This window comes from Lysobacter arseniciresistens ZS79, from assembly GCF_000768335.1.
Classification (GTDB): domain Bacteria; phylum Pseudomonadota; class Gammaproteobacteria; order Xanthomonadales; family Xanthomonadaceae; genus Novilysobacter; species Novilysobacter arseniciresistens.
In genome coordinates this window covers 1-16,023 of sequence record NZ_AVPT01000041.1, presented here as the reverse complement: position 1 = coordinate 16,023, position 16,023 = coordinate 1, and the positions used below count along the sequence as shown (strand labels likewise).

General features: G+C 66.6%; 11 protein-coding genes and 1 tRNA gene. All 12 read left to right on the top strand.

The window, feature by feature from the left end; all coding sequences use genetic code 11:
* Positions 1–156: 156 nt before the first annotated feature.
* The 12 genes from N799_RS13140 (at position 157) to fusA (ending at position 15,923) form a co-directional block, all read left to right on the top strand.
* A tRNA-Trp gene (locus tag N799_RS13140) sits at positions 157–232 on the top strand.
* Between the two features lie 42 nt (positions 233–274).
* Entirely contained in the window at positions 275–652 is a 378-nt protein-coding gene (gene secE / locus N799_RS13135) for a preprotein translocase subunit SecE (protein ID WP_036213463.1), read from the top strand.
* 13 nt (positions 653–665) lie between these two features.
* Complete coding sequence (gene nusG, locus N799_RS13130; RefSeq protein WP_238978976.1) at positions 666–1,262, top strand: transcription termination/antitermination protein NusG; 597 nt, start codon at positions 666–668, stop codon at positions 1,260–1,262.
* Between the two features lie 201 nt (positions 1,263–1,463).
* Positions 1,464–1,892 carry a 50S ribosomal protein L11 gene (gene rplK, locus N799_RS13125; protein WP_036213460.1) on the top strand — a complete coding sequence of 143 codons (429 nt, stop codon included), beginning with the start codon at positions 1,464–1,466 and terminating at the stop codon, positions 1,890–1,892.
* A gap of 4 nt (positions 1,893–1,896) precedes the next feature.
* A complete protein-coding gene (rplA, locus tag N799_RS13120; RefSeq protein WP_036213457.1) occupies positions 1,897–2,595 on the top strand; it encodes a 50S ribosomal protein L1 in 699 nt (232 codons plus the stop codon).
* Between the two features lie 303 nt (positions 2,596–2,898).
* Complete coding sequence (gene rplJ, locus N799_RS13115) at positions 2,899–3,426, top strand: 50S ribosomal protein L10 (RefSeq protein WP_036213454.1); 528 nt, start codon at positions 2,899–2,901, stop codon at positions 3,424–3,426.
* 57 nt (positions 3,427–3,483) lie between these two features.
* Positions 3,484–3,855, top strand: a complete 372-nt coding sequence (rplL, locus tag N799_RS13110; RefSeq protein WP_036213451.1) for a 50S ribosomal protein L7/L12 — start codon at positions 3,484–3,486, stop codon at positions 3,853–3,855.
* Between the two features lie 237 nt (positions 3,856–4,092).
* Positions 4,093–8,259 carry a DNA-directed RNA polymerase subunit beta gene (rpoB, locus tag N799_RS13105; RefSeq protein WP_036213448.1) on the top strand — a complete coding sequence of 1,389 codons (4,167 nt, stop codon included), beginning with the start codon at positions 4,093–4,095 and terminating at the stop codon, positions 8,257–8,259.
* 90 nt (positions 8,260–8,349) lie between these two features.
* Positions 8,350–12,567, top strand: a complete 4,218-nt coding sequence (gene rpoC, locus N799_RS13100; protein WP_036213443.1) for a DNA-directed RNA polymerase subunit beta' — start codon at positions 8,350–8,352, stop codon at positions 12,565–12,567.
* 266 nt (positions 12,568–12,833) lie between these two features.
* On the top strand, positions 12,834–13,208 hold the full coding sequence (rpsL, locus tag N799_RS13095) for a 30S ribosomal protein S12 (RefSeq protein WP_036213440.1): 375 nt from the start codon (positions 12,834–12,836) through the stop codon (positions 13,206–13,208).
* A gap of 11 nt (positions 13,209–13,219) precedes the next feature.
* Positions 13,220–13,687, top strand: a complete 468-nt coding sequence (rpsG, locus tag N799_RS13090; protein WP_036213436.1) for a 30S ribosomal protein S7 — start codon at positions 13,220–13,222, stop codon at positions 13,685–13,687.
* A gap of 145 nt (positions 13,688–13,832) precedes the next feature.
* The gene (gene fusA, locus N799_RS13085) at positions 13,833–15,923 is read left to right on the top strand and encodes an elongation factor G (protein ID WP_036213433.1); all 2,091 of its coding nucleotides are present in this window, start codon (positions 13,833–13,835) and stop codon (positions 15,921–15,923) included.
* The last annotated feature ends 100 nt before the right edge of the window (positions 15,924–16,023 follow it).

Genomic DNA, 16,023 nt, shown 5'->3' with positions numbered 1-16,023 from the left:
CGCCGGCGTGGTCTCGAAGATCATCAAGTAACAGCAGGCCGGTCGCCCGCGGCGCGGGCGGCTGCCAACGCGCGAACGGCGGGCCAGGATTGATGTCGGATCCGCGGTCCGCCTTCGCCGTCTAAAGGGTCCCGGGGTATCGGGGCGACCATACATACGCCAGTAGCTCAATTGGCAGAGCAGCGGTCTCCAAAACCGCAGGTTGGGGGTTCGAGTCCCTCCTGGCGTGCCACCTGATGGCGCGATCGCGAAAGCGGATCGCGCGGCGAGTCGGATGAACAGCAAGGTCGAACAACCCAGGTCCGCCACCGCGGGCGATTTCGTCAAGTACGCGCTCGCCGTGTTGCTGGTGGCTGCCGGCGTGTTCGCCTACCTGTGGTTCGAACAGTGGCCGGGCGCCCTGCGCGCGCTGGCGGTGCTGGGCGGCCTCGTCGCCGGTGCCGTCGTGTTCCTGAGCAGCCACAAGGGCGGCCAGGTGCTCGAGTTCCTGTCGGAGTCGCGCTTCGAGCTGCGCAAGGTGGTCTGGCCGACCCGCCAGGAAGCCACCCGCACCACCTGGATCGTCATCCTCGCGGTGATCATCCTGAGCCTGCTGCTGGCCGGCTTCGACGTGGTCATCCAGGCCGCGGTGAAGTGGCTGCTGGGACGTTAAGGAGATGGCAGACGTGGAAAACGCAGACAACACCGGGTCCGCCGCCGGCGGCAACCGCCGCTGGTATGTCGTGCACGCCTACTCCGGCTTCGAGAAGTCGGTGGCGCAGGCGCTGCGCGACCGCATCGCGCGCGCGGAAATGCAGGACCGCTTCGGCGACGTGCTGGTGCCGACCGAGGAAGTGGTGGAGATGCGCTCCGGCCAGAAGCGCCGTTCCGAGCGCAAGTTCTTCCCCGGCTACGTGCTGGTCCAGATCGCCACCAGCGACGAGGGGGGCATCCCGCGGATCGACAGCGAGAGCTGGCACCTGATCAAGGAAACCCCCAAGGTCATGGGTTTCATCGGCGGCACCGCCGACCGCCCGCTGCCGATCGCCGACCACGAGGCCGACGCGATCCTCAACCGGGTCCAGGAAGGCGTCGCCAAGCCGCGGCCGAAGGTCCTGTTCGAGCCGGGCGAGATGGTCCGCGTCATCGACGGTCCGTTCAACGACTTCAACGGCGTGGTCGAGGAAATCAACTACGAGAAGAGCCGCCTGCGCGTGGCGGTGCTGATCTTCGGCCGCTCGACCCCGGTCGAGCTGGAATTCGGCCAGGTCGAGAAGGCCTGAACCGTCCGGCCGCGACGGCCGGGAAATCCTGTATACTGCCCGGCTCGGCGCCCGCCAGGTGCCAGCCATCAAGGCATCGCAGCCGTTCGGGTCCGTCCCGGGCGGCTGTCTGCGCAACTACAACGTGAAGGCCGGGACACGTGATTTTCCCGGCGCGATGGGGAGCCTGCCCGCAGGCGCTTGCACCCGGAGAGCAAACCAATGGCAAAGAAAGTAGTCGGCTACATCAAGCTGCAGGTCAAGGCCGGTCAGGCCAATCCGTCGCCGCCGGTGGGTCCCGCCCTCGGCCAGCGTGGCCTGAACATCATGGAGTTCTGCAAGGCGTTCAACGCGGCCACCTCGAAGCTCGAGCCGGGCCTGCCGACGCCGGTGATCATCACCGCGTACTCCGACCGTACCTTCACCTTCATCACCAAGAGCACCCCGGCCACCGTGCTGCTCAAGAAGGCCGCCGGCGTCACCAGCGGATCCAAGCGCCCGAACACCGAGAAGGTGGGCAAGGTCACCCGTGCCCAGCTGGAAGAGATCGCCAAGCAGAAGGAAGCGGACCTGACCGCGGCCGACCTGGACGCGGCGGTGCGCACGATCGCGGGTTCGGCCCGTGCCATGGGTCTGACGGTGGAGGGCTGAGAAGATGGCAATGACCAAGCGTGAGAAGGCCATCAAGGCCGCCGTCGTTCCGGGCAAGGCATACGCCTTCGACGAAGCGATCAAGATCATCAAGACCGCCACCAAGGCCAAGTTCGTCGAGTCCGTCGACGTCGCCGTGCGCCTGGGCGTGGACGCCAAGAAGTCCGACCAGCAGGTGCGCGGTTCGACCGTGCTGCCGGCCGGTACCGGCAAGTCGGTCCGCGTGGCGGTGTTCGCCCCGGCCGGCGCCAAGGCCGACGAGGCCCTGGCCGCGGGTGCCGAGGCGGTCGGCATGGACGACCTGGCCGAGAAGATGCAGGCCGGCGACCTCAACTACGACGTCGTCATCGCGACCCCGGATGCGATGCGCGTGGTCGGCAAGCTCGGCCAGGTGCTCGGCCCGCGCGGCCTGATGCCGAACCCGAAGGTCGGCACCGTGTCGCCGAACCCGGCCGAGGCGGTCAAGGCCGCCAAGGGTGGCCAGGTCCGCTACCGCACCGACAAGGCCGGCATCATCCACTGCACGATCGGCAAGGCCGACTTCGACGACGCCTCGCTGAAGGGCAACCTGGAGGCGCTGCTGGCCGACCTGATCAAGGCCAAGCCGGCGACCGCCAAGGGCCAGTACCTGCAGAAGGTCTCGGTCAGCTCGACCATGGGCCCGGGCGTCACCGTCGACCAGTCGACCCTGGCGCTGAAGTAAGCAACAAGTTTTGAGGGCATCGCCGAGGCTCCGGCCCCGGCGATAGCCGTCAAAGACCGCAGGTGCGGTCAACGCCTACCGGCGACGGGCATGGAAGCTCGGAATGGCAGGGAATCGCCGCCGGTGGAAACGGGACTGCTTAATCCGGACCTTCGGGTCGACCTGCGTAGATGGTGCCTTCTGGAAAATTTTCTGGAGTGGCCACCACCGGGATGCCGCAAGGCGTCCCCGATGCCAGGGACCGGCGTCGCCTAGGACCGCACGCGGCAGGAGCCGTAAGCGGAATTCAATTGGAGGAGTGCAATGGCTCTCAATCTGTCCCAGAAGCAAGAAGTAGTCGCCGAGCTGGCAGACATCGCCGCCAAGGCCCACTCCTTGGTCGCAGCCGAGTACGCGGGCACCACGGTCAGCCAGATGACCGCGATGCGCAAGACGGCCCGCGAAACCGGCGTGTACTTGAAAGTTGTCAAGAACACGCTGGCGTCGCGCGCCGTGGCGGGCACCGAGTTCGAGGTCGTCAAGGACGCCCTGACCGGTCCGCTGCTGTACGCGTTCTCGCTGGAGGAACCCGGCGCCGCCGGGCGCCTGATCAAGGATGCCGCCAAGGGCAACGACAAGCTCAAGGCCCGTCTCGTCGCGGTCGAAGGCAAGCTGCTGCCGGCCGAGCACGTCGACGTGCTGGCTGCCCTGCCGACCCGCGAGCAGGCGCTGTCCATGCTGGCCCGCGTGCTGGCCGAGCCGGCCTCGATGTTCGCCCGCGTCGTCAAGGCCGTGGCCGACCAGCAGGGTGGTGGCGAAGCCGCCCCCGCCGAAGCTGCCGCCGAAGCCTGATTCGCATACGCGACTCAATCAACGATTCGTAAGATCAATTTTCCAGAGGTAATTACAATGTCCCTGTCCAACGAGCAGATCGTCGACGCCGTCGCCGCCAAGTCGCTGATGGAAGTGATGGAGCTGGTGAAGGCCATCGAAGAGAAGTTCGGCGTCACCGCCGCCGCCCCGGTCATGATGGCCGCCGGCCCGGCTGCCGGCGCCGCCGCCGCTGAAGAGCAGACCGAGTTCAACGTCGTCCTGAAGGACGCCGGCGCCAAGAAGGTCGAGGTCATCAAGGCCGTCCGCGCCATCACCGGCCTGGGCCTGAAGGAAGCCAAGGACCTCGCCGAGGCCGGTGGCGTCCTGAAGGAAGGCGTGTCGAAGGAAGATGCCGAGAAGTTCAAGAAGGACCTCGAGGCCGCCGGCGCGACCGTCGAGCTGAAGTAAGCCGTACTTGCGTCGCCAGGCTTCACCGGCGACCACCTGAGGCTGGGGGCGAAAGCCCCCGGCCTTTGGCCGTTGTAGCAGTACCCCCTGGCAACAGGGTTTCGACACGAGTTGCTAGCTGGAAGTAGCGGGAGAGGGCGTGCTGGTGCCGGCAATACCAGCGACTTCCAAGTAGCAGCTTCACGTATCCCCCGGGGCCGCGGACGCGCGGCCCGCAAAGACGAGGCGGTAGCCACCATGACCACAGCTTCCACGAATTACTCGTTCACCGAGAAGAAGCGCATCCGCAAGGACTTCGGCAAGCGCAAGTCGATCCTCGAGGTGCCGTTCCTGCTCGCCATCCAGGTCGACTCGTACCGTGCGTTCCTGCAGGAGCACACCGACCCGGCCAAGCGCGAGGACCGTGGCCTGCACGCCGCGCTCAAGTCGGTGTTCCCGATCGCCAGCTACAGTGGCAACGCCGCGCTGGAATACGTGGGCTACAAGCTCGGTGAGCCGGCGTTCGACGAGCGCGAGTGCCGCACCCGTGGCATGAGCTACGGCGCCCCGCTGCGCGTCACCGTCCGCCTGGTGATCTACGACCGCGAGTCGTCGACCAAGGCGATCAAGTACGTGAAGGAGCAGGAGGTCTACATGGGCGAGATCCCGCTCATGACCGACAACGGCACCTTCATCGTCAACGGCACCGAGCGCGTCATCGTCTCCCAGCTGCACCGCTCGCCGGGCGTGTTCTTCGACCACGACCGCGGCAAGACCCACAGCTCGGGCAAGCTGCTGTACAGCGCCCGCATCATCCCCTACCGCGGCTCGTGGCTGGACTTCGAGTTCGATCCGAAGGACGCGCTGTTCACCCGCATCGACCGTCGCCGCAAGCTGCCGGTGACCGTGCTGCTGCGCGCGCTGGGCTACAACAACGAGGAGATGCTGGCCGAGTTCTTCGAGACCAACACCTTCCACATCGACCCGAAGGAAGGCGTCCAGCTGGAGCTGGTGGCCGAACGCCTGCGTGGCGAGACCCTCGACTTCGACCTGGCCGACGGCGACAAGGTCATCGTCGAGGCCGGCCGCCGCATCACCGCGCGCCACGTCAAGCAGCTCGAAGCCTCCGGCATCGACGCGCTGGCGGTTCCCGACGCCTACCTGGTCGGCCGCATCCTGTCGCACGACGTGGTCGACGCGTCCACCGGCGAGCTGATCGCCAACGCCAACGACGAGATCACCGAGGAGCAGCTCGAGGCCTTCCGCAAGGCCGGCATCGAGACCGTCGGCACCATCTGGGTCAACGACCTCGACCGCGGTCCGTTCATCTCCAACACCCTGCGCATCGACCCGAGCAAGACCCAGCTCGAGGCGCTGGTCGAGATCTACCGGATGATGCGTCCGGGCGAGCCGCCGACCAAGGACGCCGCGCAGAACCTGTTCCACAACCTGTTCTTCACCTTCGATCGCTACGACCTGTCGGCCGTGGGCCGGATGAAGTTCAACCGTCGCATCGGCCGCAAGGAAACCACCGGCGCGTCGGTGCTGTACGACGCCAAGTACTACGCCGAGCGCAAGGACGAGGAGTCGAAGAAGCTGGCCGCCGAGTGCGGTGACGGCTCCGACATCCTCGACGTGATCAAGGTCCTGACCGAGATCCGCAACGGCCGTGGCGTGGTGGACGACATCGACCACCTCGGCAACCGTCGCGTGCGTTCGGTCGGCGAAATGGCCGAGAACACCTTCCGCGTCGGCCTGGTCCGGGTCGAGCGCGCGGTCAAGGAGCGCCTGTCGATGGCCGAGTCCGAGGGCCTGACCCCGCAGGAGCTGATCAACGCCAAGCCCGTCGCCGCCGCGATCAAGGAGTTCTTCGGCTCCTCGCAGCTGTCGCAGTTCATGGACCAGAACAACCCGCTGTCGGAGGTCACCCACAAGCGCCGCGTGTCGGCCCTTGGCCCGGGCGGCCTGACCCGCGAGCGCGCCGGCTTCGAAGTGCGCGACGTGCACCCGACCCACTACGGCCGCGTCTGCACCATCGAGACGCCGGAAGGCCCGAACATCGGCCTGATCAACTCGCTCGCCGTGTTCGCGCGCACCAACCAGTACGGCTTCCTCGAGACGCCGTACCGCAAGGTCGTGGACGGCAAGGTCACCGACGAGGTCGAGTACCTGTCGGCGATCGAGGAGAACGAGTACGTCATCGCCCAGGCCAACGCGCCGCAGGACGAGAAGGGCAAGCTGACCGCGCAGTTCGTGGCCTGCCGCTTCCAGGGCGAGTCGCTGCTCAAGCCGCCGAGCGAGATCCACTTCATGGACGTCTCGCCGATGCAGACCGTGTCGGTCGCGGCGGCGCTGGTGCCGTTCCTCGAGCACGACGACGCCAACCGCGCGCTGATGGGCGCCAACATGCAGCGCCAGGCCGTGCCGACGCTGCGGGCGCAGAAGCCGCTGGTCGGTACCGGCATCGAGCGCGCCGTTGCGCGCGACTCGGGCGTGACCGTCAACGCCCTGCGCGGCGGCGTGATCGAGCAGATCGACGCCGGCCGCATCGTGGTCAAGGCCTTTGATGACGAGATCGTCGGCGAGGCCGATGCCGGCGTCGACATCTACAACCTGATCAAGTACACCCGCTCCAACCAGAACACCTGCATCAACCAGCGCCCGCTGGTGAACGTGGGTGACGTGGTCGCGCGCGGCGACGTGCTGGCCGACGGCCCGTCGACCGACATCGGCGAGCTGGCGCTGGGCCAGAACATGCTGGTCGCGTTCATGCCGTGGAACGGCTACAACTTCGAGGACTCGATCCTGCTGTCGGAGCGCGTGGTCCAGGAAGACCGCTACACCACGATCCACATCGAGGAGCTGACCGCGGTCGCACGCGACACCAAGCTCGGGCCGGAGGAGATCTCCGCCGACATCCCGAACGTCTCCGAGCAGGCGCTCAACCGTCTCGACGAGTCCGGCGTGGTGTACATCGGCGCCGAAGTGCGCGCCGGCGACATCCTGGTCGGCAAGGTCACGCCGAAGGGCGAGAGCCAGCTGACCCCGGAAGAGAAGCTGCTGCGCGCGATCTTCGGCGAGAAGGCGTCGGACGTGAAGGACAGCTCGCTGCGCGTGCCGCCGGGCATGGACGGCACCGTTATCGACGTGCAGGTCTTCACCCGCGACGGCATCGAGAAGGACAAGCGCGCCCGCCAGATCGAGGAGAACGAGATCCGCCGGGTCAAGAAGGACTTCGACGACCAGTTCCGCATCCTCGAGGCGGCGATCTACGACCGCCTGCGCGGCCAGCTGATCGGCAAGACCGCCAACGGTGGCGCCGGCCTGAAGAAGGGCGAGACCGTCACCTCGCTGGTGCTCGACGGCCTGAGCCGGAAGGACTGGTTCAGCCTGCGCATGAAGGACGAGGACGCGGTCGAGGCGATCGAGCGCGCGCAGAAGCAGATCGCCGCGCACGAGCAGGAGTTCGAGCGCCGCTTTGCCGACAAGCGCGCCAAGATCACCCAGGGCGACGACCTCGCCCCGGGCGTGCTGAAGATGGTCAAGGTGTTCCTGGCGGTGAAGCGTCGCATCCAGCCGGGCGACAAGATGGCCGGCCGCCACGGCAACAAGGGCGTCGTGTCGACCATCGTGCCGGTGCAGGACATGCCGTACATGGCCGACGGCCAGACCGTCGACATCGTGCTGAACCCGCTGGGCGTGCCGAGCCGAATGAACATCGGCCAGATCCTCGAAGTCCACCTGGGCTGGGCCGCCAAGGGCCTGGGCCAGAAGATCCAGCGGATGCTCGAGGCGCAGGCCAAGGTGGCCGAGCTGCGCAAGTTCCTCGACGAGATCTACAACCACGACAGCAAGCTGCAGGGCGAGCGCGTCGACCTCAAGCAGTTCAGCGACCAGGAACTGCTGACGCTGGCACAGAACCTCACCGACGGTGTGCCGATGGCGACCCCGGTGTTCGACGGCGCGGCCGAGTCCGAGCTCAAGGCGATGCTGAAGCTCGCCGACCTGCCGGAAAGCGGCCAGACCGTGCTGCACGACGGTCGCACCGGCGAGGCGTTCGAGCGCGAGGTCACGGTGGGCTACATGCACATGCTGAAGCTCAACCACCTGGTCGACGACAAGATGCACGCCCGCTCGACCGGCCCGTACTCGCTCGTCACCCAGCAGCCGCTGGGCGGCAAGGCGCAGTTCGGCGGCCAGCGCTTCGGTGAGATGGAAGTCTGGGCGCTGGAAGCCTACGGCGCGGCCTACACCCTGCAGGAAATGCTGACGGTGAAGTCCGACGACGTGCAGGGCCGCAACCAGATGTACAAGAACATCGTCGACGGCGAGTACGAGATGGTCGCCGGCATGCCGGAGTCCTTCAACGTGCTGGTGAAGGAAATCCGCTCGCTCGCGATCAACATGGAGCTGGAAGAGACCTGAGCCGGGCCGGGGAGCGCCGCGTGACGCGCGCTCCCCGACCGCCGGCAGTCCACAGCCCTTCGACGACTTACTCCTCTGCGGAGACAGAAAATGAAAGACCTGCTCAACCTGTTCAACCAGCAGCGTCCCGCGCTCGACTTCGACGCGATCAAGATCGCGCTGGCGTCGCCGGACCTGATCCGTTCGTGGTCCTTCGGCGAGGTCAAGAAGCCCGAGACCATCAACTACCGCACCTTCAAGCCCGAGCGCGACGGCCTGTTCTGCGCGGCCATCTTCGGGCCGATCAAGGACTACGAGTGCCTGTGCGGCAAGTACAAGCGCATGAAGCACCGCGGCGTGGTGTGCGAGAAGTGCGGCACCGAGGTCACCCTCGCCAAGGTGCGCCGCGAGCGCATGGGCCACATCGACCTGGCCTCGCCGGTCGCGCACATCTGGTTCCTGAAGTCGCTGCCCAGCCGCATCGGCCTGATGCTGGACATGACCCTGCGCGACATCGAGCGCATCCTGTACTTCGAGGCGTTCGTGGTCACCGAGCCGGGCCTGACCCCGTTCGAGCGCGGCCAGCTGCTCAATGAAGAGCAGTACATGCAGGCGCGCCAGGAGCACGGCGACGACTTCGAGGCCGCGATGGGCGCCGAGGCGGTCTACGACCTGCTGCGCACGATCGACCTGCAGTCGGAAATGGTCCAGCTGAAGGAAGACATCGCCGCCACCGGTTCGGAAACCAAGCTCAAGCGCCTGACCAAGCGGATCAAGCTGGTCGAGGCCTTCATCGAGTCCGGCAACCGCCCGGAGTGGATGATCATGACGGTGCTGCCGGTGCTGCCGCCGGACCTGCGCCCGCTGGTGCCGCTGGACGGTGGCCGCTTCGCGACCTCCGACCTCAATGACCTGTACCGCCGCGTCATCAACCGCAACAACCGCCTGCGCCGCCTGCTCGAGCTCAACGCGCCGGACATCATCGTGCGCAACGAGAAGCGCATGCTGCAGGAGTCGGTGGACGCGCTGATGGACAACGGCCGCCGCGGCCGCGCCATCACCGGCACCAACAAGCGCCCGCTGAAGTCGCTGGCCGACATGATCAAGGGCAAGCAGGGCCGGTTCCGCCAGAACCTGCTCGGCAAGCGCGTCGACTACTCGGGCCGTTCGGTCATCGTGGTCGGTCCGTACCTCAAGCTGCACCAGTGCGGCCTGCCGAAGAAGATGGCGCTGGAGCTGTTCAAGCCGTTCATCTTCGCCAAGCTGCAGCGTCGAGGCCTGGCCACCACGATCAAGGCCGCCAAGAAGCTGGTCGAGCGTGAAGAGGCCGAGGTGTGGGACATCCTCGAAGAGGTCATCCGCGAGCACCCGGTGCTGCTCAACCGCGCGCCGACCCTGCACCGCCTCGGCATCCAGGCGTTCGAGCCGGTGCTGATCGAGGGCAAGGCGATCCAGCTGCACCCGCTGGTCTGCACCGCGTTCAACGCCGACTTCGACGGTGACCAGATGGCCGTCCACGTGCCGCTCTCGCTGGAGGCCCAGATGGAAGCGCGCGCGCTGATGATGGCGTCCAACAACATCCTGTCGCCGGCCAACGGCGAGCCGATCATCGTGCCGTCGCAGGACGTCGTGCTCGGCCTGTACTACATGACCCGCGCGCTGGTCGGCAAGAAGGGCGAGGGCATGGCGTTCGCCAACGTCGCCGAGGTCAAGCGGGCCTACGACAACCGCGTAGTCGAGCTGCACGCGCAGGTCAAGGTGCGCATCAGCGAGACCGTCAACCACGAGGACGGCAGCAGCGAGCAGAAGACCTCGATCGTCGACACGACGGTCGGGCGTGCGCTGCTGCGCGAGATCCTGCCGGAGGGCCTGCCGTTCGCACTGGCCAACGTCGAGTTGACCAAGAAGAACATCAGCCGCCTGATCAACTCCTCGTACCGCATGCTGGGCCTGAAGGACACCGTCGTGTTCGCCGACCAGCTGATGTACACCGGCTTCGCCTACGCGACCCGCGCCGGCGTGTCGATCGGCATCGACGACATGACCATCCCGGCCGAGAAGAAGGGCATCCTCGCCGAGGCCGAGGCCGAGGTGCTGGAGATCCAGGAGCAGTACCAGTCGGGCCTGGTCACCGCCGGCGAGCGCTACAACAAGGTCGTCGACATCTGGTCGCGCACCAACGAGCGCGTGGCCAAGGCGATGATGGACGCGATCGGCACCGACACCGTGACCGATGCCGAAGGCAAGCAGGTCCCGCAGAAGTCGATGAACTCGGTCTACATCATGGCCGACTCCGGCGCGCGAGGTTCGCAGGCGCAGATCCGCCAGCTGGCCGGCATGCGTGGCCTGATGGCCAAGCCGGACGGCTCGATCATCGAGACCCCGATCACCGCGAACTTCCGCGAGGGCCTCAACGTCCTGCAGTACTTCATCTCGACCCACGGTGCACGAAAGGGCCTGGCCGATACCGCGCTGAAGACCGCCAACTCCGGTTACCTGACCCGTCGCCTGGTCGACGTGGCGCAGGACGTGGTGATCACCGAGAGCGACTGCGGCACCCATGACGGCCTGACCATGACCCCGATCGTCGAAGGCGGCGACGTGGTCGAGCCGCTGCGCGACCGCGTGCTGGGCCGCATCGTGGCCGAGGACGTGTTCCTGCCGGGCAACGACGAGGACCCGATCGTCACCCGCAACACCCTGCTCGACGAGCAGTGGGTGGTGAAGCTGGAAGACGCCGGCGTGCAGTCGATCAAGGTCCGCTCGACCATCACCTGCGAATCGTCGTTCGGCGTGTGCGCGCACTGCTACGGCCGCGACCTGGGCCGTGGCCACATCGTCAACCTCGGCGAGGCCGTGGGCGTGGTCGCCGCGCAGTCGATCGGCGAGCCGGGCACCCAGCTGACCATGCGTACGTTCCACATCGGTGGTGCGGCTTCGCGTGCGGCGGCGATCGACAACGTGACGGTCAAGACCACCGGTTCGATCAAGTTCAACAACCTCAAGCACGTCGAGCACGCCAACGGCCACTTCGTGGCGGTGTCGCGCTCGGGTGAGCTGTCGGTGCTGGACGCCCACGGCCGCGAGCGCGAGCGCTACAAGCTGCCGTACGGTGCCACCGTCAACGTCAAGGACGGCGCCGAGATCAAGGCCGGCCAGCAGGTCGCCAACTGGGATCCGCACAACCACCCGATCGTTTCGGAAGTCGCCGGTTTCGTGCGCTTCGTCGACTTCGTCGACGGCGTGACCGTGATCGAGAAGACCGACGAACTGACCGGCCTGGCCTCGCGCGAGATCACCGATCCCAAGCGCCGCGGTTCGCAGGCCAAGGACCTGCGCCCGATCGTCCGCATCGTCGACAAGAACGGCGATGACCTGACGATCCCGGGCACCGACCTGCCGGCGCAGTACCAGCTGCCGCCGCGCTCGGTCGTCAACCTGCAGGACGGCGCCGCGGTCGGCGTCGGCGACGTGGTCGCCAAGATCCCGCAGGAAGCGTCCAAGACCCGCGACATCACCGGTGGTCTGCCGCGCGTGGCCGACCTGTTCGAGGCGCGCAAGCCGAAGGATCCGGCGATCCTGGCCGAGCGTTCGGGCATCGTCAGCTTCGGCAAGGACACCAAGGGCAAGCAGCGCCTGATCATCAAGGACGCCGACGGCAACGAGCACGAGGAGTTGATCCCGAAGTACCGCCAGATCATCGTGTTCGAAGGCGAGCACGTGGAGAAGGGCGAGACCGTGGTGGACGGCGAGCCGAGCCCGCAGGACATCCTGCGCCTGCTGGGCGTGGAGCCGCTGGCGGTCTACCTGACCAAGGAAATCCAGGACGTCTACCGCCTGCAGGGCGTGAAGATCAACGACAAGCACATCGAGGTGATCGTCCGCCAGATGCTGCGCAAGGTCGAGATCACCGATGCCGGCGACAGCAAGTTCCTGCACGGCGAGCAGGTCGAGCGCCAGCGTTACGTCGAGGAGCTCGCCCGGGTGGCCGGCCGCAACGAGATCGTGCCGCAGTTCGAGCCGGTCCTGCTGGGCATCACCAAGGCATCCCTGGCGACCGAGTCGTTCATCTCGGCCGCGTCGTTCCAGGAGACCACCCGCGTGCTGACCGAGGCCGCCGTGCGCGGTACCCGCGACGGCCTGCGCGGCCTCAAGGAGAACGTGATCGTGGGTCGCCTGATCCCGGCCGGTACCGGTCTGGCGTACCACACCCAGCGCCGTCGCAACGCGTCGGGCCTGACCGAATCGGAGATGGAGGCGCTGTCCGCGCCGGTCACCACCGAAGCGGTCGACATCGCCGACGCCGGCGAGGAATCCAGCGCCACCTGAGTGGCGCCATCGCGGCTCCTTCGCGGGGCCGCCCAGATCACCAAATGAGGCGCACGGAGCGCCTCGTGTTGGGCCCACGGAAGGGCGGGAACCATTGGAAGCCGGGACGCCGAGGCGCCCCGGTCGTCCTAATCAGGCTCGCGTTTGACGGAAACGTCTGACGCGGGCTATACTTTTCCGTCTCGGTCGGCCGGGTGCATTCGGCTTGCCGTTCGTTTTCAACAGGGTCCGCATTCCGCGCGGGCCTTCTCCTCAGAAGAGTTCAGATGGCGACGATCAATCAGCTGGTCCGCAAACCGCGGCAGGCGGCCACGTACAAGAGCGCCTCGCCGGCGCTCGAGAACTGCCCGCAGCGCCGTGGCGTTTGCACCCGTGTCTACACCACCACCCCGAAGAAGCCGAACTCGGCGATGCGCAAGGTGGCCAAGGTGCGCCTGACCAACGGTTACGAGGTCATCTCGTACATCGGTGGCGAAGGCCACAACCTGCAGGAGCACTCGGTGGTGCTGATCCGCGGTGGCCGCGTCAAGGACCTGCCGGGCGTGCGTTACCACACTGTGCGCGGCTCGCTCGACGCCGCCGGTGTCGCCAAGCGTCGCCAGCGTCGCTCCAAGTACGGCGCCAAGCGCCCGAAGTCCTGAGGAACTGATCCATGTCGCGTAAAGGCTCCACCCCGCAGCGTTCGGTCCTGCCTGATCCCAAGCACGGCAGCGAGACCATCGCGCGCTTCATCAACATGGTCATGTACAGCGGCAAGAAGTCCGTCGCCGAGAAGATCGTCTACGGCGCCATGGACGTGATCGGGGAGAAGAACCCCAATCCGCTCGAGGTTGTCGAGAAGGCGCTGAGCAACATCTCCCCGGCGGTCGAGGTCAAGTCGCGCCGCGTCGGTGGCTCGACCTACCAGGTGCCGGTCGAAGTGCGCGCCTCGCGCCGCATGGCGCTGGCGATGCGCTGGCTGATCGAGTCGGCCCGCAAGCGTGGCGAGAACAGCATGCCGCGCAAGCTCGCCGCCGAACTGATCGACGCCTCGGAGAGCCGTGGCGGCGCGATCAAGAAGCGCGAAGAGACCCACCGCATGGCGGAAGCGAACAAGGCGTTCGCCCACTACCGCTGGTGATCCGGGATGTCCCGGCGGCTTGCCGCCGGGACTCTCGCGCAGCGCGATAGCGCGCTGCCGCGGCGGCTCTGCCGCCATGCGAACCGGAGGCCGCCGTCAGGCGGCATCCGGCCATCTGGAAACCATAAAAATACGAGAGGGTCCCGTGGCTCGCACCACTCCCATCGAGCGTTACCGCAACTTCGGCATCATGGCCCACATCGATGCCGGCAAGACCACCACGTCCGAGCGCATCCTGTTCTACACCGGTGTCAGCCACAAGCTGGGCGAGGTGCACGACGGCGCCGCCACCATGGACTGGATGGAGCAGGAGCAGGAGCGCGGCATCACCATCCAGTCGGCGGCGACCACCGCGTTCTGGAAGGGCATGGACAAGACCATGCCGGAGCACCGCTTCAACATCATCGACACCCCCGGGCACGTCGACTTCACCATCGAGGTGGAGCGCAGCCTGCGCGTGCTCGACGGCGCGGTGTTCGTGCTGTGCGCGGTCGGTGGCGTGCAGCCGCAGTCCGAGACCGTGTGGCGCCAGGCCAACAAGTACGCGGTGCCGCGCATGGCGTTCGTCAACAAGATGGATCGCACCGGTGCCAACTTCGACAAGGTCGTCGGCCAGCTGAAGTCGCGCCTGGGCGCGTACGCCGTGCCGATGCAGGTGCCGGTCGGCGCCGAGGACGGCTTTGACGGCGTGATCGACCTGCTCAAGATGAAGCGCATCCACTGGGACACCGCGTCCCAGGGCACCGTGTTCGAGTACGGCGATATCCCGGCCGAGCTGGCCGACAAGGCCGCCGAGGCGCGCGCGTTCATGATCGAGGCCGCCGCCGAGGCGAGCGAAGAGCTCATGGACAAGTACCTCAACGAGGGCGAGCTGTCCGAGGCCGAGATCATCGCCGGCCTGCGTGCGCGCACCCTGAAGACCGAGATCGTCCCGGTGTTCTGCGGTACCGCGTTCAAGAACAAGGGCGTGCAGGCCATGCTCGACGGCGTCATCCAGCTGCTGCCGTCGCCGGTCGACGTGCCGGCGGTGCAGGGCGTCGACGAGGACGAGAAGGAAGCCTCGCGCAAGGCGTCGGACGACGAGAAGTTCTCGGCGCTGGCGTTCAAGATCATGACCGACCCGTTCGTCGGTTCGCTGACCTTCTTCCGCGTCTATTCGGGCGTGCTCAACTCCGGTGACCAGGTCTACAACCCGGTCAAGTCGAAGAAGGAGCGCGTCGGCCGCCTGCTGCAGATGCACTCCAACGATCGCCAGGAGATCAAGGAAGTGCGCGCCGGCGACATCGCCGCGGCGGTGGGCCTGAAGGACGTCACCACCGGTGACACCCTGTGCGCGCAGGACGCGATCATCACCCTCGAGCGCATGACGTTCCCGGAGCCGGTGATCTCGATGGCGGTCGAGCCCAAGACCAAGTCCGACCAGGAGAAGATGGGCCTGGCGCTGGGTCGCCTGGCGCAGGAGGACCCGTCGTTCCGCGTGCGTACCGACGAGGAGTCCGGCCAGACCATTATCGCCGGCATGGGCGAGCTGCACCTGGACATCATCGTTGACCGCATGAAGCGCGAGTTCAACGTCGAGGCCAACGTCGGCAAGCCGCAGGTCGCCTACCGCGAGACCATCCGCAAGCCGGTCAAGGTCGAAGGCAAGTTCGTCCGCCAGTCGGGCGGCAAGGGCCAGTTCGGCCACGTGTGGATCGAGATGGTCCCGCAGGAGCCGGGCGCGGGCTACGAGTTCGAGAACGCGATCGTCGGTGGCGTCGTGCCGAAGGAGTACATCCCGGCCGTCGACAAGGGCATCCAGGAAGCCGCCGCCAACGGCGTGCTCGCCGGCTACCCGGTCGTCGACGTCAAGATCCGCCTCGTCGACGGTTCGTACCACGAGGTCGACTCGTCCGAAATGGCGTTCAAGATCGCCGGCTCGATGGCGTTCAAGGAAGGCTTCAACAAGGCCAGCCCGGTCCTGCTCGAGCCGATGATGAAGGTCGAGATCGTCACGCCGGAGGACTACCTGGGTGACGTGATGGGCGACGTCAGCCGTCGTCGCGGCATCCTCCAGGGCCAGGACGACAGCCCGTCGGGCAAGATCATCAACGCGATGATCCCGCTGGGCGAGATGTTCGGCTACGCGACCACCCTGCGCTCCATGTCGCAGGGTCGCGCGACCTACTCGATGGAGTTCGACCACTACGCCGAGGCGCCGGCCAACATCGCCGAATCGGTGGTCAAGAAGAACTGATTGAACCCGGCCCGGCGTCCATGCGCCGGGCCATCCCCCGACAAGATCAACAAATACGTCCAGAGGTAAACAGCCATGGCCAAGGGTAAGTTCGAGCGCA